The organism is Microbacterium shaanxiense, assembly GCF_054779995.1.
The window spans coordinates 945,791-958,804 of the sequence record NZ_BAAGXE010000001.1; the positions used below are offsets into that span (position 1 = coordinate 945,791).

The following is a 13,014-nucleotide window of genomic DNA, read 5'->3' on the forward strand; positions in this document are numbered from 1 at the left end:
CGGATGGAATGGGTGTCACAGCTCAGGATCGAGGATATCGAGGCGAAGCGAGAGCGGGCTGCGGTTGCTCTGCCCTCGGCCACGGCGACGCTTCACGGCCTCCGCGACGACGGCGGCGCGAAGGCTCGTCGCGACGGCGTTGCCCGCAGCGTATTCGAAGCGCACCAGGGCACGCACGCGCCCTTCGTCGCTCTCGATGGGAACGGGACCGAGGATCGCGTCCGTCGGCAACGGCAGCGCGCGAAGATCTGCCATGGCGCGCTCCACGGATGCCGGGAGACCTTCGACCAGCGCGACGCGGGTGGCCGGAGGCATGTGCAACGGCGCGCGCTCCTCGAGCTCCGAGCGGGCGTACCCGGCCTGGTTCCACGTCGCCAACGCCCGTCCAACGGGTCCGTCCACACCGACGAGATGCACGGGAGCACCAGGGGCCGCGAGAGCGGCGGCGTTGGACCACCACCGCAGACATGACTCGCCGACGCGCAGATCGGGTGCCTGCAGCATCCTGGAGCCGTCGAGGAGCACGACGGCGCGGTAGCCGCCGTCGGCGATCGGCTCCGCTCCGCGCGTCGCGACAACCAGTGCCGGCTTGTCCGAGACCTGCTCGACCGGGTGAGCGCCGTCCGCGACGATCACGCGCACGCCGGGGAAGGCGCGCCCGAGCTCGTCGGCTGTCCGCTCGCTCCCGGAGGAGGCGAGGCGCAGCTTCGTCGAAGAGCACGCGGGGCACGTCCATGCGCGCGCAGATCGTCCGCACCATCCGCACACCGGCACGGCCCCGCGGTGCCTGGCCCCGAGGGGACCGCCGCACGGTCCGCAGCGCGCCGGCGCACGGCAGTCGGCGCAGACGAGCGTCGGTGAGAACCCAGGGCGCGACACCTGCACCAGCACCGGGCCCTCCTCCGTCGCCCTGCGCGCACTCGCGAACGCACTGGAGTGCACGCGCTGCGTGGGCTGCTCCATCTCCTGAGGAGTGCTCAGCACGACCTTGGGCAGTACGCGGCGTGCGGCCCGGACATCCTTCAGCCACCCGCGCGCCACGAGCCGCTCGACGTCGGTCGTGCGGGTGTGCCCCGCCAGGATCAGCGCGGAGCCCTCCTGCTCCTGTCGCAGCAGCGCGGCGTCGCGCGAATGCACGTACGGGGCGAGCGGCTCGCCGAGAAGCGGGTCGCCGTCATCCCAGATCGCGACCAGGCCTGCCTGCACCGGCGAGTACACGGCGGATCGATTGCCGACCACGACGCAGGGAGCGTCGTCGAGCGTGCGCAGGAAGGCCCGATAGCGGTCGGGGTTCGTCTGCCGGGAGTCGTGGCGCACGATCGCCTCGGCGGGCAGGAACGATTCCAGCGTCGTCAGCAGCCGGTCGAGGTCTCGGTGATCAGGCACGACGACGATGGCGGAGCGTCCGGAGGCCAGCATCCGCGTCGCAGCCGCGGCGAGAAGCTCTGTCCATCGCAGCACACCGTCGCGGATGCCGGGTATCGCCTCGACGGCGCCCCGCTCACCGTCATCGAGCACGGCCGCGAGGGCGTCGTACTCGGCGAGCACGGCGTCCGCGCGCTCGATCGCATCGGCGGCCGGCATCGGCGCCGCGGCATCGCGCTTCCACGCCTTCTCGACCCGCACCTGCCGCTTGGGGATGACGAGGCGGAGGATGTCGCTCGCCGATCCCGCCGCGCGGTCCGCCGTCCGTCGAGCGAGTCGGTAGAGACGCTCCGGAAGCACGGGTGCGGTGGAGACGACGGTCTCGACCGTCGAGAGCGGCCGCTCGGCGTCATCCTCCTCGGCCACCTCGACCACGTACGCGTCGATCATCCGACCGGCGGTGCGCAGCGGCACGCGCACGCGCACGCCTACCGGCACGTCGCCGAGCTCGTCGGGCAGCGCGTAGTCGAACAGGCGATCCAGCTGAGGCAGCGGGGAGTCCAAGAGCACCCGAGCGATGCGCCGGCTCACGGTCGGGCTCCGCGCAGGGGCACCCGCGCCCCGCGCCCGCGCATCAGAGTCCGGCTGCGCGGCGGAGCTCGTCGGCGCGGTCCGTGCGCTCCCAGGTGAAGTCCGCGAGTTCGCGCCCGAAGTGGCCGTACGCGGCCGTCTGGCGATAGATCGGGCGCAGCAGGTCGAGCTGCTCGATGATCGCCTGCGGGCGCAGATCGAACACCTGGCGGATCGCTTCGGTGATGACCTCGTTCGAGACCTTGCCCGTGCCGAACGTCTCGACGTACAGGCCGACGGGGCGAGCGACGCCGATCGCGTACGCCACCTGCACTTCAAGCCGGTCCGCGAGACCGGCGGCGACGGCGTTCTTGGCCACCCATCGCATGGCATAGGCGCCGGAGCGGTCGACCTTCGACGGGTCCTTGCCGCTGAATGCGCCTCCGCCGTGCCGTGCGGCGCCGCCGTAGGTGTCGATGATGATCTTGCGGCCCGTCAGACCGGCGTCGCCCTTCGGCCCACCGGTGACGAACGGGCCGGCGGGGTTGATGAAGTAGCGGTCGTCGGCCGGCATCTCGAGCCCTGTGCCCTCGAGCACAGGGTCGATGACGAGGCGCCTGACCTGCTCCTTGAGCTCGTCCTGCGAGATGTCAGGGTGATGCTGCGTCGAGAGCACGACGGCATCGACGGTCTTGGGCGTGAAGCCCTCGTAGCCGAGCGTCACCTGCGTCTTGCCGTCGGGCCGCAGATACGCCAGCTCGCCGGAGCGTCGCACTTCGGTGAGGCGCTCCGCGATGCGATGCGCTGTATGCCCGGCCATCGGCATGAGTTCGGGCGTCTCGATCGTCGCGAACCCGAACATGATGCCCTGGTCGCCGGCGCCGAGACTGTCGAGCTCATCGACGGAACTGCCGTCGCGCTGCTCCTGAGCCTGGTCGACACCGTGCGCGATGTCGCTCGACTGCTCCCCCACTGAGACGCTGACGCCGCAGGAGTCGCCGTCGAAGCCCGTCTCACTCGATGTGTAGCCGATCCCGTTGACGACCTGACGGACGATCGTGGGGATGTCGACGTACGCCTCGGTGCGGATCTCACCCGCGACGTGCACGAGTCCCGTCGTGACGAGGGTCTCCACGGCGACGCGGGAACCGGTGTCCTGGGCGATCAGGCCGTCGAGGATGCTGTCCGAGATCTGATCGCAGATCTTGTCGGGGTGCCCCTCGGTGACGGATTCAGAGGTGAAAAGGCGCAGTGCGCTCATCGAGGAAGCCGCCTTCACTCAGCGTGGCGAAGGCGCAGCTTGTCCTCGTTGATCTCGTGGAGCGCGATGGTGAGCGGCTTGTCCTCGACAGACGAGTCCACCAGCGGTCCGACGTTGTCGAACAGGTTGCCCTCGTGGAGGTCTGCGTAGTAGTCGTTGATCTGGCGCGCGCGCTTGGACGCGTAGATGACCAGTTCGTACTTCGACTCGACGCGGTCGAGCAGGTTGTCGATCGGCGGGTCGATGATGCCCTTGGTGTGGTGTCCGGCCATGGTGGGACCTCCAGATCAGGCGACGGGTTCGTCGCGAAGTCGAAACGGCGGGCGCGCGAATACCCTCAGCGCGCAGTCGCCTCAGACAATTCTACGACCTCGCGAGCGGCAGTGGCGACGTCCTCGTTCACAATGCGGTAATCGAACTCGCTCTGGGCGGCCAATTCGACCTTGGCGGTGCGCAGTCTGCGAGCCCGTTCCTCCTCGTCCTCGGTGCCGCGGCCGACCAGCCGGTGGACCAGTTCGTCCCATGAGGGCGGCAGCAGGAAGATGAGTGTGGCCGAGGGCTCGGCGGTGCGCACCTGCCGCGCTCCCTGCAGATCGATCTCGAGGAGCACGGTCTTGCCTTCGGCGAGAGCCTTGTCGATCGGCGCGCGCGGCGTGCCGTAACGCGAACGGTTGTGCACGATCGCGTGCTCCAGCAGCGCGTCTTCGGCGATGAGCCTGTCGAACTCGGCGTCGTCGACGAAGAAGTAGTGCACCCCGTCGATCTCGCCGGGGCGCGGCGGACGCGTGGTGGCCGAGATGGACAGGTGGATCTCCGGATGATTCTCGCGGATGTGCGCGGCCACAGTGCCCTTGCCCACGGCCGTCGGGCCCGCCAGCACCAGCAGACGGCTTCGTCCTGAACGCGGCCCCTGCACCGGGAACCGCTCGTCGAGCCAGCGCTGAAGGCTGACCCGCTGGCGCACGCCGAGGCCGCCGAGGCGCTTCACCGGTGAGATGTCCAGTTCGACGAGGATGCGGTCGCGCTTGCCGACGCCGATCGCGGGCAGCGCGAGCAGGAAGTCGGTGATGCGCATGGACCCTGCGACGGAGTCGGCATCGTCGAACGCGCGCGCGGCGACGTCCTGCGGTGCGACGACGCGCATCGTCAGGTCGCGCTTGAGCGCGGCTCTCGCTCGACGACGTTCGACAGCACGTCGCGCCGCGGCGGCGCGGTCGACCTCTGGCACACGGCGTTCAGACATTCAGGGCCTCCCGGTACTCGGCTGCGCGCGCATCGATCGTGGCGGCGAGTCGGTCAGGACCTGCCGACAGGATGCTGCGGCTCTCGGATGCGATCACCGTGGCGACGTGTCCGCCGAACCGGGCGGGAAGATCTGCGGGACCGGCGCCCTGTGCGCCGAAACCGGGCCCGAGGATGGGAGCGGCCGGCGCGAACGGGATGATCCCGGCATCCGTCCAGTCGACGGTCGCTCCGATCACGAACCCCAGACTGGCCCACTGCCCGTCGGGCGTCGAGAGCGCGTTGCGGGCGCTGACCTCGTCGATGACCGACGCGGACACCGTGGCATCGGCACTCGCACGTGCGCGCTGCACGGATGCCGCCTCCGGGTTGCTGGTCGCGGCGAGCACGAAGACGCCCTTGCCGGCATCCTCGGCGAGGGCGAAGGTGCTCTCGAGAGCGCCGACACCGAGGAAGGGGCTCACCGTGAGCGCATCCGCCTCGAGGGACGATCCTGCGGTGAGCCACGCGGCGGCGTACGCGTCCATCGTCGTGCCGATGTCACCGCGCTTCGCGTCGGCGATCACGATCAGCCCGGCCGCGCGCGCAGCTGCGAGCACATCTTCCAGGGCGGCGAATCCCGCCGAGCCGAATCGCTCGAAGAACGACACCTGCGCCTTGACGGTCCCCACTCGTCCTGCCGCGGCATCCACTGTGCGCAGACCGAACTCGCGCACACCGGCCGCGGAGTCGCCCAATCCCCACGAGGCGAGCAGCCCCTGGTGCGGATCGATGCCGACGCAGAGGGGTCCATGGGCGCTGAGCGCCGCCCTGACCCGCTCCCCGAAGCGTTCGCTCACAGGGCGGCCTTCCGGTCGATCGCGTACTCCTGCAGGCTCTTGACCTCGAAGCCCTCGTCCGCGGCGTCCATACCGCTCACCGCGGCGCCGAGAACAGCCATCGTGGTGAACAGCGCCTTGTCCGCGGCGACGGCCGCGGCCCGGATCTCGTAGCCGTCCGCACGCGCGGCCCCGCCCGACGGGGTGTTCACGATGATGTCGATCTCACCGGCGTTGATGAGGTCGACGATGTTCTGCTCGCCGCTGTCGAGTGTCTCGCTGTACTTCGACACCACGGTGACGGCGATGCCGTTGCGCGACAGGATCTCGGCGGTGCCCTCGGTGGCCACCAGGTGGAACCCGAGTTGCTGCAGACGGTGCGCCGGCAGGATCACCGCGCGCTTGTCGGCATCGGCGACCGAGATGAACACCGTTCCCGACGTCGGCATACCGCCGTAGGCTGCGGCCTGGCTCTTCGCGAACGCGGTCGGGAAGTCCTTGTCGATGCCCATGACCTCGCCGGTCGAACGCATCTCAGGGCCGAGGACGGAATCGACGATCTTGCCGTCCCTGGTGCGGAAGCGCTTGAACGGGAGGACGGCCTCCTTGACCGCGACCGGCGCACCCAGGGGCACGCGGGAGCCGTCGGAGACCGGCAGCAGACCCTCGCGCTTGAGCTCGTCGATCGTCGCACCGACCATGATGCGGCTCGCGGCCTTCGCGAGAGGGATGCCGAGCGCCTTCGACACGAACGGCACCGTGCGGCTGGCGCGCGGGTTCGCCTCGATCACGTAGAGCACGCCGGCGCTGATCGCGAACTGCACGTTCAGCAGGCCCCGCACGCCCACGCCCTCGGCGATCGCGAGGGTCGCGATGCGGATGCGGTCGATGTCGCTGCGTCCGAGCGAGATGGGAGGCAGCGTGCAGCTGGAGTCGCCGGAGTGGATGCCCGCCTCCTCCAGGTGCTCCATCACTCCGCCGATGTACAGCTCGTCGCCGTCGTACAGGGCGTCGACGTCGAGCTCGATCGCGTCGTCGAGGAATCTGTCGACGAGCAGCGGCGTGCCTGGTCCGACGATGACCTCGCCGGCGGTGCGCACGAAGTAGTCGCGCAGGCTCGGCGTGTCGTAGACGATCTCCATGCCGCGTCCGCCGAGCACGAAGCTCGGGCGCACGAGCACGGGGTAGCCGATGTCCTCGGCGATCGCGACGGCGCCCTCGACGTCGACCGCCGTACCATGACGCGGGGCGACGAGGCCGGCGGAGTTCAGCAGCTGCGAGAACAACTCGCGCTCCTCGGCGATGTCGATCGCCTCCGGGCTCGTGCCGAGCACGGTGTAGCCGGCCGCTTCGATGCCCTTGGCGAGTCCGAGCGGGGTCTGACCGCCGAGCTGGCAGACGACACCGAGGATCGTGCCGCTCGCGGCTTCGGCGTCGAGCACCTCGAGGACATCCTCGAGCGTGAGCGGTTCGAAGTACAGCCGGTCCGAGGTGTCGTAGTCGGTCGAGACCGTCTCGGGGTTGCAGTTGACCATCACGGTCTCGTAGCCGGCGTCCGACAGCGCGAACGACGCGTGCACGCAGGAGTAGTCGAACTCGACGCCCTGACCGATGCGGTTCGGGCCGGATCCGATGATGACGACCTTGGTGCGCTCGGAGGGTGCGACCTCGGTCTCGAAGTCGTAGCTCGAGTAGTGGTACGGCGTGAGCGCGGGGAACTCTCCCGCGCACGTGTCGACCGTCTTGTACACCGGGCGGATGCCGAGGCCGCGACGGGCGCTGCGCACCTCTACCTCGCCCGTGCCGCGGATCTCGGCCAGCTGCGCATCGGAGAAGCCGTGCTCCTTGGCGTAGCGGAGCGTGTCGGCGTCCAGCTCGTCGGCCGTGCGCACGGTCTCTGCGACCTCGTTGATCAGCACGATCTGGTCGAGGAACCACGGATCGATGGCCGTGGCGTCGAATGCCTGCTCGATCGTCGCGCCCTTGCGCAGCGCCTGCTGCAGCACGACGATGCGTCCGTCGGTCGGGGTCTTCGAGATCTCGAGCAGCTCGTCCACCGTGCGCGTCTCCTCGCCCCAGTGGAAGCTGGAGCCGCGCTTCTCGAGCGAGCGGAGAGCCTTCTGCAGGGCGGTGGCGTAGTTGCGGCCGATCGCCATCGCCTCGCCCACCGACTTCATGGTCGTGGTCAGCGTCGGATCCGCCGCCGGGAACTTCTCGAAAGCGAAGCGCGGCACCTTGACGACCACGTAGTCGAGCGTCGGCTCGAAGCTCGCAGGTGTGACACCGGTGATGTCGTTCGGGATCTCGTCAAGGCGATAGCCGAGTGCGAGCTTCGCCGCCAGCTTCGCGATCGGGAAGCCGGTGGCCTTCGACGCCAGCGCACTGGAGCGCGAGACACGCGGGTTCATCTCGATCACGATGATGCGACCGTCCGCCGGATCGATCGCGAACTGGATGTTGCAGCCGCCCGTGTCCACGCCGACGGCGCGGATGATGTCGATGCCGATGTCGCGGAGTTTCTGGTACTCGCGGTCGGTGAGGGTCAGCGCCGGCGCGACCGTGATGGAGTCGCCGGTGTGCACTCCGACGGGGTCGACGTTCTCGATCGAGCAGACGACGACCGTATTGTCGGCGGTATCGCGCATGAGCTCGAGTTCGTACTCCTTCCAGCCGAGGATCGACTCCTCCAGGAGCACCTCGCTGGTCGGCGAGTCGTGAAGACCCGCTCCCGCCATACGGCGGAGGTCCTTCTCGTCGTAGGCGAAACCGGAACCGAGGCCACCCATCGTGAAGCTCGGACGCACCACCAGCGGGTAGCCGAGCTCGTCCGCCGCGGCGAGCACCTCGTCCATCGTGTGCGCGATGCGGCTCTTCGCCACGTCGGCGCCGGCGTCGAGCACCAGCTGCTTGAAGATCTGGCGGTCCTCGCCCTTGTTGATGGCCTCGAAGCTCGCGCCGATCAGCTCGACGTCGTACTTCTCGAGGATGCCGTGGTTGTGCAGCTCGATCGCGGCATTGAGCGCCGTCTGGCCACCCAGCGTCGGAAGGATCGCGTCGGGCTTCTCCTTCGCGATGATCGTCTCGATGACCTGCCAGGTGATCGGCTCGATGTAGGTCGCATCGGCGAAGTCCGGGTCGGTCATGATCGTGGCGGGGTTGGAGTTGACGAGGATGACCCGCACGCCCTCCTCGCGCAGCACGCGGCAGGCCTGGGTGCCGGAGTAGTCGAACTCGCAGGCCTGGCCGATGACGATCGGGCCGGATCCGATGACGAGGACGGAATTGATGTCGTCGCGCTTGGGCATTACTTCTTGTCTCCCTGGGTGGCGATGACCAGATCACGGAACCGGTCGAAGAGGTAGTTGGCGTCGTGCGGGCCTGCGGCCGCTTCGGGGTGGTACTGCACCGAGAACGCGGGGATGTCGAGGGCGCGAAGGCCCTCGACGACGTTGTCGTTGAGGCCGATGTGACTGACCTCGACCTTGCCGTAGCCGTTCGGGCTGTCGAAGGCGCCATCCAGCGGCGCCTCGACCGCGAAACCGTGGTTGTGCGCGGTGATCTCGACCTTGCCGGTGCTCTTGTCGAGCACGGGCTGGTTGATGCCGCGGTGGCCGAAGGGCAGCTTGTAGGTGCCGAGACCCAGCGCGCGCCCGAGCAGCTGGTTGCCGAAGCAGATGCCGAAGAAGGGCAATCCCTGGTCGAGCACGTCGCGCAGCAACGCAACGTGGTCGCCTGATGCGGCCGGGTCACCTGGACCGTTGGAGTAGAACACAGCGACCGGCTCTACCGCGAGGATGTCCTGGATCGTGGCGGACTGCGGCAGAACGTGCACGTCGAAGCCGCGGGCGGCCAGGTTGTCGATCGTGGCCTGCTTCACGCCGAGGTCGAGCACGGCGAGATTGCCGATGCGCTCCCCCACCGCCGCCGTGACCTCGGCGAGCTCGACCGAGACCTGGGCGGACAGGTTCTGACCGCTCATCTCGGGTGCCTGCTGCACGATCCGCAGCTGCTCGTCAGCATCCTTCGCCGCATCCGGACCGGAGAAGATGCCGCCTCGCATGGAACCGTCGGAGCGGATGTGGCGGGTGACCGCACGCGTGTCGATGCCGCTGATGCCGATGATGCCGTCGCGGACGAGGATCTCGTCCAGCGAGGCGTTCGCTCGCCAGTTCGACACGACGCGGGAGGGGTCGCGGACGATGTAGCCGGACACCCAGATGCGCCGGGACTCGGTGTCCTCGTCGTTCATGCCGGTGTTGCCGATGTGGGGTGCGGTCTGCAGCACGATCTGACCGGCGTACGAGGGGTCGGTCAGCGTCTCCTGGTACCCGCTCATGCCTGTCGAGAAGACGACCTCGCCGAGCGTCGTGCCCTGTGCGCCGTACGCGCGACCGGTGTATCGGGTGCCGTCTTCGAGGACGAGGACGGCGGGGGCTGGGAGTGTCATGATTCGGCTCCTGTGTCTGTCGCGGGGATGAGCCGCTGAAGTTCTGAGATGAGGTTCTGGGGGTCGCCGGTCGTGACGCGCAGGTAGGAATCGACGATCGTGTCGTCGGACACCTTCCAGGCGAGTCGCACGAGACCGTTCGGCTCGACCACTCGATCGATCGTGACCGTGGCGCGGTCGACCTGCACGAGCTTCGCGGAGGCGAGGAACACGGTCGGCGCGCCGTCGAGGCAGAGGGCGGCGCCGCGATCCGTCACCGCCACCTCGCCACGGGCCCGATATGCGAGCGGCGTGAGAGCCAGGCGTTCGAGCGGCTGATCGTGACGAGTGGTCGAGACGTACAGCACCTCGTGCCTGGTGAGGACCTCGGCGTGCTCCGGAACGCCCAGCGGGGCCGTGTGCACGCCGTCGCGGCGCAGACGTCGTCGCCATGCGAGATACATGGACAGGAGTATCAGCACCGCCACCACGATCGTGATGGCGACCGCGATGTCACGCATGCTCATGCGGTGAGCTCTTCGACGACGGCGCCTGCGGCGACGGTGACGACGCCTCCGTGGATCGTCCACTCGACGCGCCCTGGCAGGTCACGCCCGAGGTACGGCGAGTTGTGGCTGCGTCCGTGCAGGTCGGCGGCGGTGAAAGTGCCTTCGCGCGAGGCGTCGTACAGCGCGATGTGCGCCGGCCGACCCACCTCGAGCGGGGTGCCGTGACCGTCGAGCAGACCGATGCGCGCCGGCGTCGCACTCATGACCCTCGCGACGTCCGACCACCCGATCAGTCCGGTCTGCACCATCGACTGGTGCACGACGCGCAGAGCGCTCTCGAGACCCACCATCCCGTTCGCGGCCGCCTGCCACTCGCATGCCTTGTTCTCGCTCGGGTGCGGCGCGTGGTCGGTGGCGACGATGTCGATCGTGCCGTCGGCGAGGCCCTCCCGGACCGCGAGCACATCCTCTTCGCGACGAAGCGGCGGGTTGACCTTGTACTTCGCGTCATAGCCGCGGACCAGTTCGTCCGTGAGCAGCAGGTGGTGCGGGGTGACCTCCGCGGTCACGTCGATCCCCCGCTTCTTGGCCCAGCGGATGATGTCGACCGAGCCCGCTGTGGACAGGTGGCAGACGTGCAGGCGGGAGCCGACATGCTCGGCGAGGAGCACATCGCGCGCGATGATCGACTCCTCGGCCACGGCCGGCCATCCGGCGAGTCCCAGCTCCGCGGAGACGACGCCCTCATTCATCTGGGCGCCCTCGGTCAGCCGGGGGTCCTGCGCGTGCTGCGCGATGACACCGCCGAAGGACTTCACGTACTCGAGGGCGCGGCGCATGATCAGCGGATCGAAGACGCAGAAGCCGTCGTCGCTGAAGACGCGCACCTTGGCGCGCGAGGTGGCCATCGCGCCCAGCTCTGCGAGCCGCTCGCCCTTCTGCCCTACGGTGACGGCGCCGATGGGCTGCACCGTGGCATAGCCGGCGGCCTCGCCGAGCGCGAGCTCCTGCTCGACGACGCCGGCCGAGTCGGCCACCGGCGAGGTGTTCGGCATCGCGAAGACGGCGGTGAAGCCGCCGGCAGCGGCCGCGCGCGTTCCCGTGAGGATCGTCTCGGATGCCTCATAGCCGGGCTCGCGCAGATGAGTGTGGAGGTCGACGAGTCCAGGGAGTGCCACGAGTCCGTCCGCGTCGATGACGCGCGCGCCGGTGCGGCTGAGCCCCGTGCCGATCTCGGCGATGACGCCGTTCTCCACCACGATGTCGGCGGCCCTGTCTCCCAGAAGCTGCGCCCCGGTGATCACGAGGGTGTCCATCAACTGCCTTCTCCTCGTTCGTCGTCTCGTTCTCCTGCCAGCAGCAGGTAAAGCACCGCCATGCGCACTGACACTCCGTTGGTGACCTGTTCCAGCACTGTCGAGCGCGGCGAGTCCGCGGCTTCGGCGGAGATCTCCAGGCCGCGATTCATGGGTCCGGGGTGCATCACAATGCTATCGCCAGGAAGGGTCGCTGCACGCATCGCATCCAGCCCCCATCGCCGGGAATACTCCCGCTCACTCGGGAAATACGCGGCGTTCATGCGTTCGAGCTGGATGCGCAGCATCATCACGGCATCCGGACCGTCCGCTAGTGCCTCGTCGAGGTCGTACAGCACGCGGACCGGCCACTGCGAGACGTTCTGCGGCACCAGCGTCGGCGGCGACACCAGGGTGACCTCTGCGCCGAGCGTCGTGAGCAGCCAGACGTTCGAGCGCGCGACCCTGGAGTGCAGCACGTCGCCCACGATCACGACACGGGTGCCGGAGAGATCACGGCCCCGGCTGTCGGCGCCGAATCGGCGCTTGCGAATGGTGAAGGCGTCGAGCAGCGCCTGGGTCGGATGCTCGTGCGTGCCGTCGCCCGCATTGACCACGCCGGCTGAGATCCAGCCGCTGGTCGCGAGCGTGCGCGGCGCGCCTGAGGCGTGGTGACGGATGACGACGGCATCCGCTCCCATCGCCTGAAGTGTCTGCGCGGTGTCCTTGAGGCTCTCGCCCTTGGAGACGCTGGAACCCTTCGCGGCGAAGTTGATGACGTCGGCGGACAGCCGCTTGGCTGCGGCCTCGAACGAGATGCGCGTGCGCGTCGAGTCCTCGAAGAACAGGTTCACCACGGTCTTGCCGCGCAGCGTCGGCAGCTTCCGGTTCTCGCGGGACTGCGTGTCGGAAATGTCCTCTGCGACGTCGAGGATGCGCAGGGCGCCCTCACGATCGAGGGTGTGGGTGTCGAGGAGGTGTCTCATTCTCCGATCGTCACCTCCTCGGCGCCGTCGTAGTCGAACAGGCGCACATTGACGCGCTCCTGCCTGGATGACGGGATGTTCTTGCCGACGAAGTCGGGACGGATGGGCAATTCACGGTGCCCGCGGTCGACGAGGATCGCCAGGCGCACGATCGCCGGACGTCCGATCGATTGGATCGCGTCGAGGGCGGCACGGATGCTTCGCCCGGAGAAGAGCACGTCGTCGACGAGCACGACGGTCTTGCCGTCGATGCCGCCGGCGGGGATGTCGGTGGGGTGCGGCGACCTGGTCGGCTGTTTCGCGAGGTCATCGCGGAACAGCGTCACATCGAGCGAGCCGGTCGCGACCGAGGTCTGCGAGATGCTGCTGATCAGTGCGCCGAGACGATGAGCGAGAGCGACGCCCCTGGTCGGTATGCCCAGCAGGACGAGGTCGTCGGCGCCGCGGTTGGATTCCAGGATCTCGTGCGCGATACGGGTCAGAGCCCGCGAGATATCGGCTTCGTGCAGCACAGTGCGTGCGCTCATCCACCGCTCCCTTCT

Annotated in this window: 11 protein-coding genes; all 11 read right to left on the reverse strand. The window is 68.7% G+C overall.

Going from position 1 to position 13,014, the window contains the following annotated elements; all coding sequences use genetic code 11:
* Nucleotides 1-15 precede the first annotated feature (15 nt).
* Nucleotides 16-1,956 (reverse strand): primosomal protein N' family DNA-binding protein, encoded by a 1,941-nt coding sequence (locus tag ACYVG2_RS04490; RefSeq protein WP_460779859.1) that lies wholly within the window; start codon nucleotides 1,954-1,956, stop codon nucleotides 16-18.
* A 43-nt stretch (nucleotides 1,957-1,999) separates the two neighbouring features.
* Nucleotides 2,000-3,196, reverse strand: a complete 1,197-nt coding sequence (gene metK, locus ACYVG2_RS04495) for a methionine adenosyltransferase (protein ID WP_460779860.1) — start codon at nucleotides 3,194-3,196, stop codon at nucleotides 2,000-2,002.
* A gap of 14 nt (nucleotides 3,197-3,210) precedes the next feature.
* The gene (gene rpoZ, locus ACYVG2_RS04500; RefSeq protein WP_033107065.1) at nucleotides 3,211-3,468 is read right to left on the reverse strand and encodes a DNA-directed RNA polymerase subunit omega; all 258 of its coding nucleotides are present in this window, start codon (nucleotides 3,466-3,468) and stop codon (nucleotides 3,211-3,213) included.
* A gap of 65 nt (nucleotides 3,469-3,533) precedes the next feature.
* Nucleotides 3,534-4,439 (reverse strand): guanylate kinase, encoded by a 906-nt coding sequence (gmk, locus tag ACYVG2_RS04505; protein ID WP_460779861.1) that lies wholly within the window; start codon nucleotides 4,437-4,439, stop codon nucleotides 3,534-3,536.
* Nucleotides 4,432-5,277: an orotidine-5'-phosphate decarboxylase gene (pyrF, locus tag ACYVG2_RS04510; protein WP_460779862.1), complete on the reverse strand. Its 846-nt coding sequence runs from the start codon at nucleotides 5,275-5,277 to the stop codon at nucleotides 4,432-4,434. The genes gmk and pyrF overlap by 8 nt, the downstream gene beginning before the upstream one ends.
* On the reverse strand, nucleotides 5,274-8,561 hold the full coding sequence (gene carB / locus ACYVG2_RS04515; RefSeq protein WP_460779864.1) for a carbamoyl-phosphate synthase large subunit: 3,288 nt from the start codon (nucleotides 8,559-8,561) through the stop codon (nucleotides 5,274-5,276). Before carB ends, pyrF begins: the two co-directional genes overlap by 4 nt.
* Nucleotides 8,561-9,703 carry a glutamine-hydrolyzing carbamoyl-phosphate synthase small subunit gene (carA, locus tag ACYVG2_RS04520; RefSeq protein WP_460779865.1) on the reverse strand — a complete coding sequence of 381 codons (1,143 nt, stop codon included), beginning with the start codon at nucleotides 9,701-9,703 and terminating at the stop codon, nucleotides 8,561-8,563. The genes carB and carA overlap by 1 nt, the downstream gene beginning before the upstream one ends.
* Nucleotides 9,700-10,209, reverse strand: coding sequence for a PH-like domain-containing protein (locus ACYVG2_RS04525; RefSeq protein WP_460779866.1), 510 nt, complete (start codon nucleotides 10,207-10,209; stop codon nucleotides 9,700-9,702). The genes carA and ACYVG2_RS04525 overlap by 4 nt, the downstream gene beginning before the upstream one ends.
* Nucleotides 10,206-11,507 carry a dihydroorotase gene (locus ACYVG2_RS04530; RefSeq protein WP_460779868.1) on the reverse strand — a complete coding sequence of 434 codons (1,302 nt, stop codon included), beginning with the start codon at nucleotides 11,505-11,507 and terminating at the stop codon, nucleotides 10,206-10,208. The genes ACYVG2_RS04525 and ACYVG2_RS04530 overlap by 4 nt, the downstream gene beginning before the upstream one ends.
* A complete protein-coding gene (locus tag ACYVG2_RS04535; RefSeq protein WP_460779869.1) occupies nucleotides 11,507-12,472 on the reverse strand; it encodes an aspartate carbamoyltransferase catalytic subunit in 966 nt (321 codons plus the stop codon). The genes ACYVG2_RS04530 and ACYVG2_RS04535 overlap by 1 nt, the downstream gene beginning before the upstream one ends.
* Nucleotides 12,469-12,999, reverse strand: a complete 531-nt coding sequence (gene pyrR, locus ACYVG2_RS04540; RefSeq protein WP_448965565.1) for a bifunctional pyr operon transcriptional regulator/uracil phosphoribosyltransferase PyrR — start codon at nucleotides 12,997-12,999, stop codon at nucleotides 12,469-12,471. Before pyrR ends, ACYVG2_RS04535 begins: the two co-directional genes overlap by 4 nt.
* Nucleotides 13,000-13,014: the final 15 nt, after the last annotated feature.

Excerpts from the sequence above, each read along its gene's own strand:
- metK (WP_460779860.1), bottom strand. The coding sequence starts at position 3,196 with ATGAGCGCACTGCGCCTTTTCACCTCTGAATCCGTCACCGAGGGGCAC.
- ACYVG2_RS04530 (WP_460779868.1), bottom strand. The coding sequence starts at position 11,507 with ATGGACACCCTCGTGATCACCGGGGCGCAGCTTCTGGGAGACAGGGCC.
- pyrR (WP_448965565.1), bottom strand. The coding sequence starts at position 12,999 with ATGAGCGCACGCACTGTGCTGCACGAAGCCGATATCTCGCGGGCTCTG.
- ACYVG2_RS04535 (WP_460779869.1), bottom strand. The coding sequence starts at position 12,472 with ATGAGACACCTCCTCGACACCCACACCCTCGATCGTGAGGGCGCCCTG.
- gmk (WP_460779861.1), bottom strand. The coding sequence starts at position 4,439 with ATGTCTGAACGCCGTGTGCCAGAGGTCGACCGCGCCGCCGCGGCGCGA.
- carA (WP_460779865.1), bottom strand. The coding sequence starts at position 9,703 with ATGACACTCCCAGCCCCCGCCGTCCTCGTCCTCGAAGACGGCACCCGA.
- carB (WP_460779864.1), bottom strand. The coding sequence starts at position 8,561 with ATGCCCAAGCGCGACGACATCAATTCCGTCCTCGTCATCGGATCCGGC.
- rpoZ (WP_033107065.1), bottom strand. The coding sequence starts at position 3,468 with ATGGCCGGACACCACACCAAGGGCATCATCGACCCGCCGATCGACAAC.
- ACYVG2_RS04525 (WP_460779866.1), bottom strand. The coding sequence starts at position 10,209 with ATGAGCATGCGTGACATCGCGGTCGCCATCACGATCGTGGTGGCGGTG.